Genomic DNA, 15688 nt, shown 5'->3' on the forward strand with positions numbered 1-15688 from the left:
GATGTTAAATCAATTCTCACGTACAGAACTTGCTTTCGGTTCAGAAGGTATGGAAGTGATGAAAAACAGTACCGTTGCCGTTCTTGGGATCGGTGGAGTCGGTTCAATCGCTGTCGAAGCTCTAGCACGTACAGGGGTTGGACGCATTATTTTGATCGATAAAGATACAGTCGATATCACTAATATCAATCGTCAAATTCATGCGCTAACGACTACTGTTGGACAAAAGAAAGCTGATCTTATGGTTGATCGTGTGAAATTGATCAATCCAGAATGTGAAGCAATAGCACTTAACATGTTTTATACCGAAGAAACGTATGAAGAATTATTTAAATATGATCTTGATTATGTGATTGATGCGTCTGATACCATCATTTACAAAATCCATTTGATTAAACAATGCTTGGAACGCAATATTCCGGTGATTTCGAGCATGGGTGCTGCTAATAAGATGGACCCTAGTCAATTTCAGGTCGCAGATATTTCACAAACTAAAATGGACCCGATTGCACGCATTGTCCGTACCAAATTGCGTCAAGAAGGAATCAAAAAAGGCGTGAAAGTAGTCTTTTCTACCGAAAAACCGATGAAACCACGTCAAGATATTACCGATAAAATTGTACCTGAAAATGCACCGGAGATTCGCAAAGCCAAACAACCACCAGCAAGTAACGCTTTCGTTCCTCCTGTAGCAGGACTAATTATGGTCAGTGTCACTGTTCGTGAACTGCTCGAAAAAAACGGTATCGAACTTTAATACGAATTTCTAAATGGCTTTTCCCAATAAAGAGCATGTTATCTTTTAAAAGATACATGCTCTTTTCTTGTAGTTCTTTTTAAGAATGATCGGCATTAGCCATTGGTAACTGATATAAAAAAGTAAGATTTTAAATTCTTGCATCTGAAAGAAAGAGAGTGAGTGAGGAAAATAACATGCAAAGAGTAGATGTAGTCTATGCTCTTATTTATGATAAAGATCAAGAGCAACTATTGATGGTAAATAATAAAGGATCGGATTGGTGACTTCCTGGCGGTGCTGTAGAAATCGGTGAAACATTAGAACAAGCTGTTGTCCGAGAAGTGCAAGAGGAGACAGGACTAACGATTATAGTTGAACATGTGTTAGCAATAAATGAAGCTTTCTTTCAGGAAAAAGACCAGCACGCTTTATTTATAACCTTTAAAGCAAATATTTTATACGGAGCATGTGAAATTAAACATCCAGAAGAAATATCAGAACTGAAATGGGTCGATTTGCAAACAGCCAATACACTCATGCCTTATCATTCAAATGGAATCAAAAAACTACTTCAGTCATACTGTACATATACATTTCAGTCTTAATTGTCTAAAGTATTTGTTCAATCATAAGTATTAAAACTGTTTATTTAATAATCCTTTATTGAAGCAATCTAACTCTTTTTTTAAAGAATCCAAGTACCAACATAGCGTAAGAAATGGCATTGTTCTGAAAGTCGCCTTTGAAGTGGAATCCCGACTGCTATGCAGTCTAATCAAGGGATTTCATTTCACCAGCGACGGCAAGAACAAAGCCTTTTCTGAAGCGGATGATGCCCAATACTCCCCATACTCAACCACTATATTTCAATGATGTCCTTCAAAAAAGAACTAGTTTTTTCAAAATGCTTGTGGTATATTAAAAATCCTTTGTTAATGGCAAAACTATAAACATAAGCGCAGACTGACCTGAAAATAGTACACATGACATCATATTCGCTTTGCAAAAAGTGATCATGAGAAGTGTACCTTTTACTGTTACGTCTGCGTTTTGTTTTTTTGCGTGTTTAACAAAGAGATCATAAGTAGATTTCTTAGGAGGTAACTGAAATTGGAGGACAACTTTCAAAGTGCCTATCAAGAAGAGCAAGACAAGTTGCAACAAACAGTTGTTGAGATTGATGAACAACTAGAGCGTTTAAGCCAGATTCCTGTCTATACGGGGCATGATTTTACCGAACAGATTTTGGAATCCGGTCGTGAACAGCAACGTCAATCTCTTTCGAAAAGCGCACAAGCACCATATTTTGGTCGTCTGGATTTTGCAGAAGGAGAAGAAGGAACACGCCAACCTCTGTATATTGGTAAGATCGGTGTTGGCAAGTCTGAGGTAGAGGATCAGCCGTTAGTAATTGATTGGCGAGCACCTGTAGCAAGTTTGTTTTACTCATTTACAGGCGGAGAAGAAGCAGCAGTGTATGAAGCACCAGAAGGATTGATTCAAGGATTGGTCTATCTTAAGCGTAATATTGTTATTCATCAACGCATGTTAGAACGTCTAGCAGATACGTATGATCGTGAAAGTACAGAACCCGCAGTCACCGATGAATTTCTAGTGTACCGTCTGGGCGAAAACAAAGATAACAAACTACGCGATATTGTATCTACGATTCAAGCCGAGCAAGATCGGATTATCCGTGCTGCTAAAAATACAGCACTGGTGATTCAAGGCGTCGCAGGTAGTGGAAAAACAACGGTTGCTTTGCACCGATTAGCTTTTTTACTGTATCAATATCAAGAGCAAGTATCCGCCGATAAAATGATTATTTTTGCACCCAACCATATGTTTTTAGATTATATTTCGGAAGTGTTACCAGAACTGGGTGTAGGCGATATTCAGCAGAGTACATTTAGTGATTGGGCACAACAGATTCTGGAAAGTGATATTCGTCTGGTACCTCAATCAGAGACGTATGAATACTGGTTTGAAAATACAGATCGTCCGGCTGTTACAGATCACACTCCTTCACGTTACAAAGGATCACTTGCTTTTATGCAGTTGATTCGTGAGTATGTGAACGTATTGGAACAGACGGCTGTACCTGAGCTTGATTTCAATCCGTGGGATGATGCTGTTTTGTCACAGCAAGAGATACTGGAATGGTTCAATAACGAATACAAACATTATCCATTAGCGAAGCGCAAAGAACGGGTAATGGCACGTGTTCATCGCTGGATAGAAATGCAGCTTAAAGTAGCACCTTCAGAAGCAATTCGCAAAGAACGCAAGAAAAAAGCAGCTCAACGAGAAAAAGCATACTTAAATAAATGGCCTAAATACGAGCCATTATCATTATATAAACAGTTATTTAAAGCGATCAAAAGTGGTAATCATGCTGAAGCACTTCAACCGATCTGGGAACAAATCCCGGCAGACGTGCTAAAACAGGTATCTACTGAATTAAAAAAAGATCGTATTCGTGAAGATGATCTGCCTGCTCTAGTCTATATCCATACGTTACTTCATGAGATGGAAGCAGAACACCGATTTGACCATGTGGTTATGGATGAAGCACAAGATTTTTCTCCTTTTCATGTCGCTTTGCTTGATCTTTATGTACGTGGTAGTTCATTTACGATATTAGGTGATCTATCGCAAGGGATTCATGCTTATCGCGGAGTACATCAATGGGAAGAGATCAGTGATTTATTTATTCCAGAACAGACTGATTATTTCCCGCTGACTCGAAGTTATCGTTCGACGATGGAAATTATCGAATTTGCAAATATCATTTTGGAAAAAGGTGTACAAAATGGAATTACAGCTGTGCCTGTATTCCGTAGTGGCGATCCTGTGCGGATGATTCCTTGTTCAACAGATACACGTCTGGAGACAATCCGCACGAACTGGCAACAATTGCAGACTAAAGATTACCGGACTACAGCCATTTTGACACGAACATTACATGAAGCTATTGAATTACATCAACAACTAACCGAGCAAGGGATAGAGATTCATTTAATTGATGGAGGTAAAGCCGCTTATCAAGGTGGGCATTCGATTTTACCTGTATATTTATCCAAAGGGTTAGAATTTGATGCTGTTATTGTCAGTGATGTGGATACCGACCATTATCGTAATGATGCATGGGATGCCAAGTTATTATATGTTGGTTGTACGCGTGCATTGCATGAATTATGGATTATGCACGGACAGCAGATCCCTGAGTATATTACGAGCGATACAGAATAAAAAGAATACAGAAAAAGAGAGTTCTCTGTACAGTTGATCTGTAGAAGAACTCTCTTTTCTGCTTTTTGTGCAAAATAATGTTAAAATAAAGAGACGGGTTTTAGTATGATTTAAGATTTGATAACTAAAATCGATGTATCTTCAAGTGCTTTAAGTGAATGGTATTCATCCGGTTCCATCACTAACACTTCATTAGGAGATAGTGTGATTTCTTGATCGGATACGGTAAATACAACCTTTCCACTTTTGACAATAATGAATACTTGTTTAGGGCTTTTATGAGTAGGAATTTCTTGCGCTGCACTTAATTGCAGATGAACGATTTGACGGGCTTCGGTATTGTAGATCGAAGTTATTTTTTTGTCTTGTTGAGGTATGACTGTATCTAATGAAATAGTTTGCATAATATAGGTCTCCTTTGGGTTAATAAAATAAAGCAATAATATGATCGATGTGGATCTGCTTTTAATATATACCGGAATGATCATGATATAGGTGATTACAGTCACTATAAATGTGACAGTACAAATGATGGATTATAGATAGGATGTGAACGTATGGACTTATTTTCTTATGATGGTGGTCAGGATGCTGGATCGAATAGTATGGGTGTACTTGCTGACCGGATGCGTCCACAGTCACTCGATGAATATATAGGGCAAGAACAGATTGTAGGTCAAGGTAAATTGTTACGTCGTGCGATTGAAGCCGATCAAGTATCGTCTATTTTGCTATATGGGCCACCGGGTTGTGGTAAGACCACATTAGCTCATATTATTTCCAAGCATACGCAAGCTGAATTTGTACGATTGAATGCAGTTGAAGCGACGGTTAAAGAAGTTCGTGAAGTGATCGAGCGTGCACAGACCAATAAGTCGCTATATGGAACGAAAACGATTCTTTTTTTAGATGAGGTACATCGTTTTAATAGTTCTCGTCAGGATGCTCTATTACCAGCAGTAGAAAAAGGAACGATTATTTTTATTGGAGCAACTACCGAGAATCCTTTTCACTATGTGAATGGCGCATTAATGAGCCGATCGACTTTGTTTCAATTAGAACCACTGAATCAAGAGCATTCCATGATTGCGATGAAACGTGCATTAAGCGATGCTGAACGTGGACTTGGATTTATGCAATTACAGGTGGATGAAGAAGCACTACAACATATTGCTTCGATGGCAAATGGAGATATTCGGCGTGCTCTTAATGCATTAGAGCTTGCCGCTGTGACTACTCCTCCAGACGCAGAAGGCAATATTCATGTGACTTTGGAGGTGGCAGAAGAATCGATTCGTCGTCCGATTGTCCGAGCAGATGAATCGACTCAATATGATGTGTTGTCTGCTTTTCACAAAAGTATACGGGGTTCCAGTGATGCCGCTTTATTCTGGTTCTTGTATGCAGTTGAAAAGTTAGGGATGGACCCGATGACATTTCTACGACGCTTAATTGCCGCTAGTAGTGAAGATATCGGTCTGGCTAATCCACAAGCGATGATTCAGTCGTTAGGGGCGCTGGATGCTTATCGTACGAACGGTTGGCCTGAAGCGAAGCTAAATATTGCACAAGCGATTTTGTTTGCTGTAGAAAGTCCGAAGTCTAATGCAGTCTATACAGCGATCTCCAGCGCGATGTCAGCGATAGATGAGATCAAGTCTGCTGAAGTTCCACTGCATTTACGAGATACTCATTACAAAGGGGCTGCTCAGTTAGGGCATGAAGGATACAAGTATCCTCATAACTTCCCGAATCATTTTGTTAAACAAGAATATCTGCCAAAAGGGCTGTCTCGTAAAGTATTTTATCAAGCGACAGAGCAAGGTAATGAATCGAAAATCAAGCTGAATCAAGAGCGCCGTAGAGGGTTGTAATATGCCAATCTTTACAAACCAATAGGCATACGTTATATTGAAATCAATTAAATCGGCGATGGAGTTCGCCATTGACTGCTGGTTTCAGCTAATGACTCCTACTTGTGCAATCACAGGATTACTGTGTGTTGTTCGAGTAGGAGTTATTTTTATGGACAGGGAAGGGGATTATGAATATGTATTATGTCTGGGTAGCTCTATTTGGCGTGTTAGGAGCATTATGTCGTTATCTAACAGGAGTGTGGATTGTCAGCTCTGGCTTTCCGCTAGCGACATTGATTATTAATATTGTTGGATGTTTTCTATTAGCTATCGTGATGAAGTACTTAGCGGAACTTCCTTATATCTCCAAAACGATTATTACAGCGCTTGGTACAGGATTTGTAGGTTCATTTACTACCTTTTCAACATTCAGTCTGGAAAGTATCCAACTGATCGAAAAACACTGGTATGGCACAGCAGTACTTTATATTGGCGCTAGTCTTATAGGTGGATTGTTATCTTCACGCTTCGGATTCTATGTTAGTGAACAGTGGCTGAACAAAAGGAGGAACCGTCATGCTCATTAATATGCTGTTGGTATCGGTAGGAGCTGTATTTGGCGTTCTGGCTCGCTTATTGTTATCCAATTGGATGAAAACGAAGTGGCCGATGCAATTTCCTTTAGCGACATTATGTATTAATGTTAGCGGTTCTTTTTTGCTAGGATTATTATTCGCTTCAGGGTTGAATAGTCACTTTCAATTGTTAATTGGAACTGGTTTTATGGGTAGTTATACTACTTTCTCAACATTCAAATTAGAAAATATTGAATTACATCTCAAGCGAAAGTATCGTCTGTTTTGGAGTTATATCGGTGCTTCATATATATTAGGTATCGGCTGTGCATGGCTTGGATTATGGGTTGGAAATACGTATTTCTAATCATCTCGAAAATCTAAAATACCCAATCAAAAAAGAGTTACCGATGACAATCATCAGTAACTCTTTTTTGTAATACTTATTTATGATCATATCTATCGAGTACTGTACTCTTGAACCTGTACTATTACATAAAATACTACTAGTAGTTTGAGCCGATACTATAATGAGCGATTATACTACTGCTTCGTAAGCTACTTTTTCCACGACATCAATCGTACCGCCACCAAGACAAAGTTCACCATCATAAAAAACAACAGCTTGTCCTGGAGTGATAGCTTTTTGTGGCTCATCGAACTGTACATGGACATTACCGTCTGCTTGCCATGTTAATGTAACTCCTTGATCCGGTTGGCGATAACGGAATTTGGCTACACAATGCAGTGTAGTACCCGGTGCATGCTCTGAACCATCAATCCAGTTCATTACAGATGCGACAAGACCAGTAGAGTATAGACTTGGATGTTGATCACCTTGTACAACATACAGAATATTTTGTTCCAAATCTTTGTCAGCAACAAACCATGGATTACCATTTCCTGAACCGCCAATACCCAATCCTTGACGTTGTCCAAGCGTGTAATACATCAATCCATCATGATCACCTTTTACTTCACCTGTTGCAATATCAACCATTTTGCCAGATTTGGCAGGCAAATATCCACTTAAAAATTCGCGGAAATTACGTTCACCGATAAAGCATACGCCTGTGCTATCTTTTTTCTTCGCTGTATATAGACCCGCTTCTTCTGCAATACGGCGAACTTCTGGTTTTGGTAAATGACCGATCGGGAACATCGTTTTGGATAATTGCTTTTGATTCAATGCATTTAAGAAATACGTTTGATCTTTGCCATTATCGATACCACGTAGTAATTGGAACACGCCGTCTTTTTCAACGACACGTGCATAATGACCTGTAGCTACATAATCAGCACCTAGATCCATCGCTTTATTTAAAAATTCACCAAACTTGATCTCACGGTTACACATCACGTCTGGATTCGGTGTACGTCCACGTTTGTATTCATCTAAGAAATACGTGAACACTTTATCAAAATATTCTTTTTCAAAATTGACGGTATAGTAAGGAATCCCGATCTGTTCACAGACCCGGCGTACATCTTCTGAATCTTCTTCTGCTGTGCAATGACCGAACTCATCGGTATCATCCCAGTTTTTCATAAAAATTCCGATTACATCATAACCTTGTTGCTTGAGTAGCAACGCCGTTACTGAGGAATCGACTCCGCCGGACATACCGACAACGACACGAGTGTCTGCTTTTGCTTTTTCCATTTGTACTCACCACTTTATATAAGATGAGATGATTCTATTATTTGCGAAATGATTAATAGGAAGTGCACAATAATAAGAATTCATCTGTAAAAGGTATATCTAACCGACAGCAATAATTCATTGTACCATTTTCTTGTAACATAACGTTGTAAAAGGCACGAATAATTTCCCATAAAGCCTGTATATATGTTACGATAGGTAACAAGAATGATCGGAATACAGTGAATTATCGGAATTTTACGATACGTGCAACTATTAATAATAATTGAGGTTGTTCAATAAATCAACGATTTATCATTGTTTTTGCCAAATTTAAGTGAGGTGCCCTATATGAAGATATCAACTAAAGGACGTTACGGTCTAACGATTATGATGGAATTGTCTTCCCGTTTTGGTGAAGGCCCGACATCACTCAAAAGTATCGCTGAAAAAAATCAACTTTCTGAACATTATTTGGAGCAATTGATCGCTCCACTTCGTAATGCCGGATTAGTAAAAAGTATCCGTGGTGCGTATGGCGGTTATATTTTGTCTCGTGAACCGGAAACGATCACAGCAGGTGAAGTGATCCGCGTACTTGAAGGTCCAATCTCAGTGGTTGATTTTACCGATGAAGATGTAGCAGCGAAGCGTCATTTATGGATGCAGATTCGTGACGCAATCGCACAAGTGATTGATTCAACGACGCTCAAAGACTTGATCACGTATCGTGAGCAAGGTCAAGAAGACAATTATATGTTTTATATCTAAATTCGATGTAGACCACAAGACGGAGGGGAACCCGCAGGTATATTGCTGCTCCCTTCCGTTTTTTGTTGTCTTTGTATGTATATTTTATTTTCTTATACAGAAAGGTGAATACATGATGAAAGCTATTTATTTAGATCATGCGGCTTCTACACCGATTCATCCACAAGTCGCTGAACAGATGTTAAAAGTAATGACAGATACTCACGGTAATGCTTCAAGTGTGCATGCTTTTGGTCGCTCTGCGAAAAAAGTAGTCAGTGGAGCAAGAGATCAAATGGCTAAACGGTTAGGATGCCGCCCTGATGAGCTTGTTTTTACAGCAGGAGGAACTGAGAGTGATAATTTGGCTTTATTCGGTATTGCTGAATCATTACGTCATAAAGGCAATCATATTATCACTTCACAAATTGAACATCATGCGGTACTTCATGCGTGTGAAGCTCTGGAAAGTCGTGGATATGAAGTGACTTATCTGCCTGTCGATCAACATGGATTGGTTCATATTGAAGACGTAGAAGCGGCGATCCGTCCAGAAACGATATTGATTAGTATTATGTTTGGCAACAATGAAGTCGGTACGATTCAGCCGATTGCAGCAATAGGACAGCTGGCACGTTCTAAAGACATTATTTTTCATACCGATGCTGTGCAAGCATTAGGTGCTATTGATTTGAACTGTCATGAATTGCCTGTTGATTTGATTAGCTTTTCCTCTCACAAAATCAATGGTCCTCAAGGGATCGGTGCTCTTTATATTCGTCATGGTGTCAAAGTAGAACCTGTTCTTTATGGAGGACTGCAAGAACGCAAACGTCGTGCAGGTACTGAAAATTTAGCGGGTATTGCCGGTTTTGGTCAAGCGGTAGAACTAGCAGTAGAAGGATTACCAGAGCGTATAGAGCATCTTCATTCGTTGCGTACGTATATGCTGGAATGTCTAGAACAAGAAATAGGATCAGAAGGGTATGCAGTCAATACACCTATCGATCAATCCTTGCCTCATATTCTGAATATTAGCTTTCCCGGTGTGAAAAGTGAAACGATGTTAATGAATTTGGATATGGAACATATCGCAGCTGCAAGTGGGTCTGCATGCACTTCAGGTTCGTTAGAATTGTCACATGTTCTTCAAGCAATGAAAATTCCTGAAAATCTATTGAATTCCGCGATTCGCTTTAGCTTTGGGATGGGTAATACTAGGGAAGAAATAGCATATGTAACACAAAAAATTGCAACTATTTTAAAGCGCATACGTAGTAGAAATTAGGGCTCCCCTGTGTGGTGAATAATAAGGGAGGGAAGATGATCATATGACGCCAACAGCCGGGCAAGAAAGAAATGATTTTCTTCCTGCGCAATCTATGCGATGAGGAGGTCCTGAGCGTTATGAAGATGCAGGGAATGATTGGACTTGCTGTATTTGATATTGAAGATGGCAAGCAACTTGGTAAAATTCACGACTTTATATTAAGCGAAGACTGGTCTGTTCAAGGTTTTGAACTGGAAGGTAAAAGCTTTTTCTCATTACAAGTGCGTACCATACTGTGGGAAGATATTGTGTCCTATGGAGAAGACGCTATTATGATCCGTAATCAACAGGCAGTCCGCCAGATCGCGGCTGACGATATTAAACATACATTTTTGATCGGTCAAAACAAAATTAAAGATATGCCACTTCTGACCAGTGATGGAGCAATGTTAGGGTATGTCTCTGATGTTTATTTTGACCACGAGTTGGGTAAAAGCATTACCGGGATTGAAATCAGTGATGGCTTTATCTCGGATATGATAGGTGGAAGAAAGTGGCTTCCGGTAAGCGGACAAGTTGCTTTTGGTGAAAGCGCGATTATGGTGCCGATCGAAAGTAATGAACGACTAGAGGAATGTCATTAAACTTGGAGACGGATAGGGTGAGCGCTGAATGAAATGTCCAAATTGTAATTCAAAAGATATTGGTAAAATTGGTTCCCATCAATTTTATTGCTGGGGTTGTTTTATCGAGCTAACAGTAAATGGTGGCAAAATGTCTGTATATCAAGTCGAAGAAGACGGCACACTAAGTTCATTAGATGATTTGTTTGTCGAAGAACCAGTAGCTATGTATACACAAGCTTGAGCCTTTTTATAAACATGAACGATGTATAGAGTGGCGAATATCGGCTGTTTTGACAGCGCGGTACAATTCTTATCTTATACATACTACGTGTATCAGCGCTATTTTAAAAACCCCGTCTTGTATTGCACATCTGTAGAGGTGGCGATAGAAGTCGGGGCTTTTAAGCATGACCGATGCGATTGACAGACGTATGGGCGCTAGATATACTGATATAGTTGTTAAAGAACCGTGAAATTTCGGAATATGGACGATCCATGACCCGAAATAGAGGAGATCCAGGCATACATCTTTTGTTACACAGGTAATTGAAGTGATGACCGAACCCTACATAGATATTATTGGACGTATTAAGCGGTTGTTTGTCACTTGATTCACAAAACCTATACACAATAAAAGAGCGGTTGCAGGGACTAATGTTAGATACACACCAGAACACCGCCCCTGATTTTGCGCAGGGCGCTTTTTTTTTACCGACTTGTCAGTAGATACAGGTTGGATAGATCACACTGGATCAACAAGAAATAGATGTTTAACTATTCTGAGGAGGCTCATTACTTATGAAAGCAAGTGAAATTCGTTCCAAATGGCTCGCTTTTTTTGAAAGCAAAGGACACAACGTAGAGCCAAGTGCTCCACTGGTACCTCATAATGACCCATCTCTATTATGGATTAATGCGGGTATGGCTCCACTGAAAGCGTATTTTGATGGACGCGAAAAACCTGAAAATCCACGTATCACTAATTCACAAAAATGTATTCGTACCAACGATATTGAAAACGTAGGTAAAACACGTCGTCACCATACCTTTTTTGAAATGTTAGGAAACTTCTCGATCGGTGATTATTTCAAAGAAGAAGCGATCACTTGGGCGTGGGAATTTTTGACAGGAAAAGAATGGATCGGATTTGATCCAGAACGTTTATCAGTTACAGTCTATCCAGAAGATGAAGAAGCTTTCAAATTGTGGAACGAGAAAATCGGTCTACCGGCTGAACGTATTATTCGTCTGGAAGAAAACTTCTGGGATATCGGCGAAGGCCCTTGTGGACCTTGTAGTGAGATCTTCTATGATCGTGGAGATGCTTACGGTGCTCTTGATCCAAATGATCCAGAAATGTATCCAGGTGGAGAAAACGAACGTTTCTTAGAAGTATGGAACCTGGTATTTTCTCAATTTAATCATAACAAAGATGGTAGCTACACACCGCTACCGAACAAAAATATAGATACAGGTGCAGGTTTAGAACGTTTTGCTTCGATTTTGCAAGAAGTGGATTCTAACTTTGACACTGACTTGTTCCAACCGATTATTCAACAAGCTGCTCAAATTGCAGGCGTAACTTACAAACAAAACGAAGAAACTGATGTAGCATTGAAAGTTATTGCTGACCATATTCGTACTGTTGCTTTTGCAGCGGCTGACGGTGTATTGCCTTCCAATGAAGGACGCGGTTATGTTATTCGTCGTTTGCTACGTCGTGCTGTACGTTACGGTAAAGTGATCGGTCTGGATAAACCGTTCTTATTCAGCTTAACAGGTATCGTAGGCGAGATTATGGGTGTCTACTATCCAGAAGTGGTATCCAAACGTGAATTTATCGAGAAAATTATTCGTACAGAAGAAGAGCGTTTCCATGAGACTTTATCCGATGGTTTGAATATTTTGGCTGATCTGAGTACACAAGCGAAGCAAAATGGACAAACAGCAATCAGTGGTGCAGAAGCGTTCAAATTATATGATACGTATGGTTTCCCGTTTGACTTAACAGAAGATTATGCAGCAGAAAATGGACTAACTGTAGACCGTGAAGGCTTTGATGCAGCTATGCAAGAGCAACGTGATCGCGCTCGTGCTGCTCGTCAAGATAGCGGCAGTATGAAAGTTCAAGGCGGTGTATTGTCTGATTTTGAAGGCAAAAGTGAATTTATCGGTTATGAGCAATTAACAGTACAAGCTACTGTAGTCGCTTTGATTCAAGAAGAAGCATCGGTAGATCGTGTAGGCGAAGGGCAACAATGTCAGGTGATTCTGGATGTAACTCCTTTCTATGCAGAAAGTGGCGGTCAGATCAGTGACGTAGGTCGTTTGAGCAATGATACGGTTGAAGCTTCTGTCGAAGGATTGTTCAAAGCTCCACGCGGACAATTTGTGCATATCGTTACTGTAAGTTCGGGTGAACTTCATATCGGTGATGTCGTAACAGCAGAAGTAGATGCACCAAACCGTAACGATATTATCAAAAACCATACAGCGACTCACTTATTGCATCAAGCGCTTAAAGATGTATTAGGTACACATGTTAATCAAGCAGGTTCACTGGTTGAAGCAGAGCGTTTGCGTTTTGACTTTTCTCACTTCGGTAGTATTACACCGGAAGAACTTGCAGATATCGAGCGTCGTGTGAATCAGGAAATCTGGAAAGGTCTAGATGTAGAGATCGAGTACAAAGGAATCGACGAAGCGAAAGCAATGGGCGCTATGGCACTATTTGGTGAAAAATATGGTGATATTGTACGTGTAGTCCAAATCGGTGATTACAGTATTGAATTATGTGGTGGTTGTCATGTTGACAATACAGCACGTATCGGATTGTTCAAATTGGTATCTGAAAGTGGTATTGGTTCGGGTGTACGCCGTATCGAAGCCGTTACTGGACGTCTAGCATACATGTTCTTAGATAGCCAATTGGATATTTTGAAGCAAGCTGCGGTACAATTGAAATCAAACGTACATGATGTTCCTAAACGTATCGAATCACTTAACCAACAACTACGCGATCTAGGTCGTGAGAATGAATCACTGCAAAGCAAATTAAGCTTGATTGAAGCAGGTCAATTAACAGATCAAGTCGAAACTGTAGGTTCTACTCAACTGTTAGCTGTCTCTGTTAATGTTCCAAGTATGGATGCTTTGCGTGGTCTAGCAGATGAATTAAAAGGCAAGTTGCCTGAAGCCGTGCTTGTTCTAGGTGCAGCTCAAGACGACAAAGTAAACTTTGTTGTTGTTGTTCCGAAGTCTGGTATTGAACGCGGACTACATGCAGGTAAATTGGTGAAAGAAGTCGCTGCTATCTGTGGTGGCGGTGGTGGTGGTCGTCCTGATATGGCGCAAGCTGGTGGTAAAGATGCTTCCAAATTAACAGAAGCTCTTGCAGCAGCGAAGCAACATGTCGCTTCGATTTAATGATATTAGGAACAGATAATGGGTATAAAAAAATAAGGAATAGCGTGTTAGATTCAAAAAGTTGAAACAATTTTGTAACTTTTTGAATTGTTTTAACGTAAATATTCCTTGTATATCCCTTGTTGTGTTATGATGAAAAAGAATCAGCATGAATAGCAAGGGATTCCATTTTGAGGAAGTGTACAAGTATACACTTTTTCCAAAAAGCGAGGTGTCAGCGAGTGGACTCCATGGATAAAACAGTTAAATTTAATGTGAAGGGTGACGAGCACGAAACCTCTTCTCAGGAAATACTTCTCACTGTATACGATGCACTGGTTGAGAAGGAATACAACCCGATCAATCAAATGGTTGGATATTTAATCTCAGGGGACCCCGCTTACATTCCCCGGCATAAAAATGCTAGAAGTTTGATCGGTAAAAAAGAGCGGGATGAATTAATAGAAGAACTGGTCCGATCCTACCTGGCCAGTCATCGGTAGAGACGGAGCGTAAAGAAATGAGAATATTAGGGTTAGATTATGGGGATCGAAAAATTGGCGTTGCAATCAGCGACGCTTTTGGCTGGACCGCTCAAGGGGTAGAAGTCATTGATCGCAAGCGTACCAAAGATGTGGATGCGCGTATCGTCGAGCTTATACGTGAGCTTGAAGTGACAGAGATCGTGGTTGGATTACCTAAGAATATGAACGGAAGCGTCGGTCCCCGTGGTCAACTAAGTATGGAATTCGCTGAAAGTCTCAAAGAATCTGTGCAGCTACCTGTTCACCTATGGGATGAAAGGCTTACCACTGTCTCAGCCGAGCGTACGCTTATTGAAGCAGATGTAAGTCGCAAGAAACGCAAGCAAGTGGTTGATAAAATGGCTGCAAGCTTGATTTTACAAAATTACTTGGATGCCAAAAGTAAAAGGTGAGGGTGGTAAATATGGCTAAAGATCAAAATTTGCTTGAGGAAGAACCAGAAATTATTTATATTCCTGATGATGAAGGTAATGAGGAAGAGTTTGAAGTCATCATGAAATTCGAGGTTGATGGTTCGGACGCCAAATATATGATGGTCGTGCCTATGGAATCCACAGAGGACGATACTGACGAAGTATATGCGTTTCGATATGAAGAAGAAGGCGAAGATCTCAAACTTTTCATTATCGAAAATGAAGAGGAATGGCAGATCGTTGAAGAAACATTCAATACTTTAGTTGCTGAATTGGATGGTGAATAAACCTATGACTGATCTTTCTGCGAGTAACGTCAAGTTTACGTCAAGATTGCTGGAAGCTTATGGTCTGTTGATTGAACTAACGGATGAACAGAACGAAGTGACTGTTTATCGTATTGTCAGTGAATTTCAGATAGACACAGGGACTTATGCAGTCTTGCAAAAAGATAATGGTATTCCTGAAGACGAAGTCGAGATTTTAAAAATTATCGATGCTGCGGATGGACAACCTGAACTTGTGACTATTGATGATGATGATGAATGGGAAGATGTAGCCGAGCTATATGACGAACTGACATTACCGTTTGAAGATTAATCACGGATGCAGTAC

16 protein-coding genes, 1 pseudogene and 1 riboswitch are annotated in these 15688 nt (G+C 40.0%); of the genes and pseudogenes, 15 read left to right on the forward strand and 2 right to left on the reverse strand.

From position 1 onward, the window contains the following. Position 1: 1 nt before the first annotated feature. From QCD85_RS11715 to QCD85_RS11725, 3 genes and pseudogenes are all read left to right on the forward strand, one after another. Positions 2–757, forward strand: coding sequence for a tRNA threonylcarbamoyladenosine dehydratase (locus QCD85_RS11715; protein WP_273613347.1), 756 nt, complete (start codon positions 2–4; stop codon positions 755–757). 176 nt (positions 758–933) lie between these two features. Next, a pseudogene (locus QCD85_RS11720) lies at positions 934–1344 on the forward strand (NUDIX hydrolase). A 505-nt stretch (positions 1345–1849) separates the two neighbouring features. Further along, complete coding sequence (locus QCD85_RS11725; RefSeq protein ID WP_301262717.1) at positions 1850–3991, forward strand: HelD family protein; 2142 nt, start codon at positions 1850–1852, stop codon at positions 3989–3991. 110 nt (positions 3992–4101) lie between these two features. Here the strand turns inward: QCD85_RS11725 and QCD85_RS11730 are convergent, their stop codons facing one another. Continuing rightward, positions 4102–4395 (reverse strand): cupin domain-containing protein, encoded by a 294-nt coding sequence (locus QCD85_RS11730; protein ID WP_301262718.1) that lies wholly within the window; start codon positions 4393–4395, stop codon positions 4102–4104. A 153-nt stretch (positions 4396–4548) separates the two neighbouring features. Here QCD85_RS11730 and QCD85_RS11735 point away from each other — a divergent pair, with 153 nt between their 5' ends. The 3 genes from QCD85_RS11735 to crcB (QCD85_RS11745) all read left to right on the forward strand — a co-directional run bounded on the left by QCD85_RS11735 (position 4549) and on the right by crcB (QCD85_RS11745) (position 6789). Next, positions 4549–5865 carry a replication-associated recombination protein A gene (locus tag QCD85_RS11735; RefSeq protein ID WP_301262719.1) on the forward strand — a complete coding sequence of 439 codons (1317 nt, stop codon included), beginning with the start codon at positions 4549–4551 and terminating at the stop codon, positions 5863–5865. Positions 5866–5910: 45 nt separating this feature from the next. Continuing rightward, positions 5911–5973, forward strand: a riboswitch (Fluoride riboswitch). Between the two features lie 68 nt (positions 5974–6041). Next, complete coding sequence (crcB, locus tag QCD85_RS11740) at positions 6042–6434, forward strand: fluoride efflux transporter CrcB (protein WP_301262720.1); 393 nt, start codon at positions 6042–6044, stop codon at positions 6432–6434. Further along, entirely contained in the window at positions 6424–6789 is a 366-nt protein-coding gene (crcB, locus tag QCD85_RS11745; protein ID WP_301262721.1) for a fluoride efflux transporter CrcB, read from the forward strand. The genes crcB (QCD85_RS11740) and crcB (QCD85_RS11745) overlap by 11 nt, the downstream gene beginning before the upstream one ends. A gap of 171 nt (positions 6790–6960) precedes the next feature. Here crcB (QCD85_RS11745) and mnmA read toward each other — a convergent pair whose 3' ends face one another. Next, on the reverse strand, positions 6961–8085 hold the full coding sequence (gene mnmA, locus QCD85_RS11750; RefSeq protein ID WP_273613342.1) for a tRNA 2-thiouridine(34) synthase MnmA: 1125 nt from the start codon (positions 8083–8085) through the stop codon (positions 6961–6963). Between the two features lie 330 nt (positions 8086–8415). Between mnmA and cymR the strand changes: the two genes are divergently transcribed. The 9 genes from cymR (at position 8416) to QCD85_RS11795 (ending at position 15673) form a co-directional block, all read left to right on the forward strand. Continuing rightward, a complete protein-coding gene (cymR, locus tag QCD85_RS11755; protein WP_069329183.1) occupies positions 8416–8835 on the forward strand; it encodes a cysteine metabolism transcriptional regulator CymR in 420 nt (139 codons plus the stop codon). Between the two features lie 115 nt (positions 8836–8950). Then, positions 8951–10102: a cysteine desulfurase family protein gene (locus QCD85_RS11760; RefSeq protein WP_301262722.1), complete on the forward strand. Its 1152-nt coding sequence runs from the start codon at positions 8951–8953 to the stop codon at positions 10100–10102. 119 nt (positions 10103–10221) lie between these two features. After that, positions 10222–10728 (forward strand): PRC-barrel domain-containing protein, encoded by a 507-nt coding sequence (locus QCD85_RS11765; protein ID WP_273613340.1) that lies wholly within the window; start codon positions 10222–10224, stop codon positions 10726–10728. Positions 10729–10756: 28 nt separating this feature from the next. Next, positions 10757–10951, forward strand: coding sequence for a hypothetical protein (locus tag QCD85_RS11770; protein WP_273613339.1), 195 nt, complete (start codon positions 10757–10759; stop codon positions 10949–10951). A 557-nt stretch (positions 10952–11508) separates the two neighbouring features. Beyond that, complete coding sequence (gene alaS / locus QCD85_RS11775; protein ID WP_274172063.1) at positions 11509–14136, forward strand: alanine--tRNA ligase; 2628 nt, start codon at positions 11509–11511, stop codon at positions 14134–14136. 221 nt (positions 14137–14357) lie between these two features. Then, positions 14358–14618, forward strand: a complete 261-nt coding sequence (locus QCD85_RS11780; RefSeq protein WP_069329188.1) for an IreB family regulatory phosphoprotein — start codon at positions 14358–14360, stop codon at positions 14616–14618. Between the two features lie 17 nt (positions 14619–14635). After that, the gene (gene ruvX / locus QCD85_RS11785; protein ID WP_204822992.1) at positions 14636–15052 is read left to right on the forward strand and encodes a Holliday junction resolvase RuvX; all 417 of its coding nucleotides are present in this window, start codon (positions 14636–14638) and stop codon (positions 15050–15052) included. A gap of 11 nt (positions 15053–15063) precedes the next feature. Further along, positions 15064–15360, forward strand: coding sequence for a DUF1292 domain-containing protein (locus QCD85_RS11790; RefSeq protein ID WP_204822993.1), 297 nt, complete (start codon positions 15064–15066; stop codon positions 15358–15360). Positions 15361–15364: 4 nt separating this feature from the next. Continuing rightward, complete coding sequence (locus QCD85_RS11795; RefSeq protein ID WP_204822994.1) at positions 15365–15673, forward strand: DUF1292 domain-containing protein; 309 nt, start codon at positions 15365–15367, stop codon at positions 15671–15673. The last annotated feature ends 15 nt before the right edge of the window (positions 15674–15688 follow it).

Source organism: Paenibacillus sp. PsM32 (assembly GCF_030433815.1).
Lineage (GTDB): Bacteria > Bacillota > Bacilli > Paenibacillales > Paenibacillaceae > Saccharibacillus > Saccharibacillus kyungheensis.

Coding starts and splice junctions, on each gene's coding strand:
- QCD85_RS11770 (WP_273613339.1), top strand. CDS start 10,757: ATGAAATGTCCAAATTGTAATTCAAAAGATATTGGTAAAATTGGTTCC.
- crcB (WP_301262720.1), top strand. CDS start 6,042: ATGTATTATGTCTGGGTAGCTCTATTTGGCGTGTTAGGAGCATTATGT.
- mnmA (WP_273613342.1), bottom strand. CDS start 8,085: ATGGAAAAAGCAAAAGCAGACACTCGTGTCGTTGTCGGTATGTCCGGC.
- QCD85_RS11730 (WP_301262718.1), bottom strand. CDS start 4,395: ATGCAAACTATTTCATTAGATACAGTCATACCTCAACAAGACAAAAAA.
- QCD85_RS11765 (WP_273613340.1), top strand. CDS start 10,222: ATGAAGATGCAGGGAATGATTGGACTTGCTGTATTTGATATTGAAGAT.
- QCD85_RS11795 (WP_204822994.1), top strand. CDS start 15,365: ATGACTGATCTTTCTGCGAGTAACGTCAAGTTTACGTCAAGATTGCTG.
- QCD85_RS11790 (WP_204822993.1), top strand. CDS start 15,064: ATGGCTAAAGATCAAAATTTGCTTGAGGAAGAACCAGAAATTATTTAT.
- cymR (WP_069329183.1), top strand. CDS start 8,416: ATGAAGATATCAACTAAAGGACGTTACGGTCTAACGATTATGATGGAA.
- QCD85_RS11715 (WP_273613347.1), top strand. CDS start 2: ATGTTAAATCAATTCTCACGTACAGAACTTGCTTTCGGTTCAGAAGGT.
- crcB (WP_301262721.1), top strand. CDS start 6,424: ATGCTCATTAATATGCTGTTGGTATCGGTAGGAGCTGTATTTGGCGTT.
- QCD85_RS11735 (WP_301262719.1), top strand. CDS start 4,549: ATGGACTTATTTTCTTATGATGGTGGTCAGGATGCTGGATCGAATAGT.
- QCD85_RS11760 (WP_301262722.1), top strand. CDS start 8,951: ATGAAAGCTATTTATTTAGATCATGCGGCTTCTACACCGATTCATCCA.
- alaS (WP_274172063.1), top strand. CDS start 11,509: ATGAAAGCAAGTGAAATTCGTTCCAAATGGCTCGCTTTTTTTGAAAGC.
- ruvX (WP_204822992.1), top strand. CDS start 14,636: ATGAGAATATTAGGGTTAGATTATGGGGATCGAAAAATTGGCGTTGCA.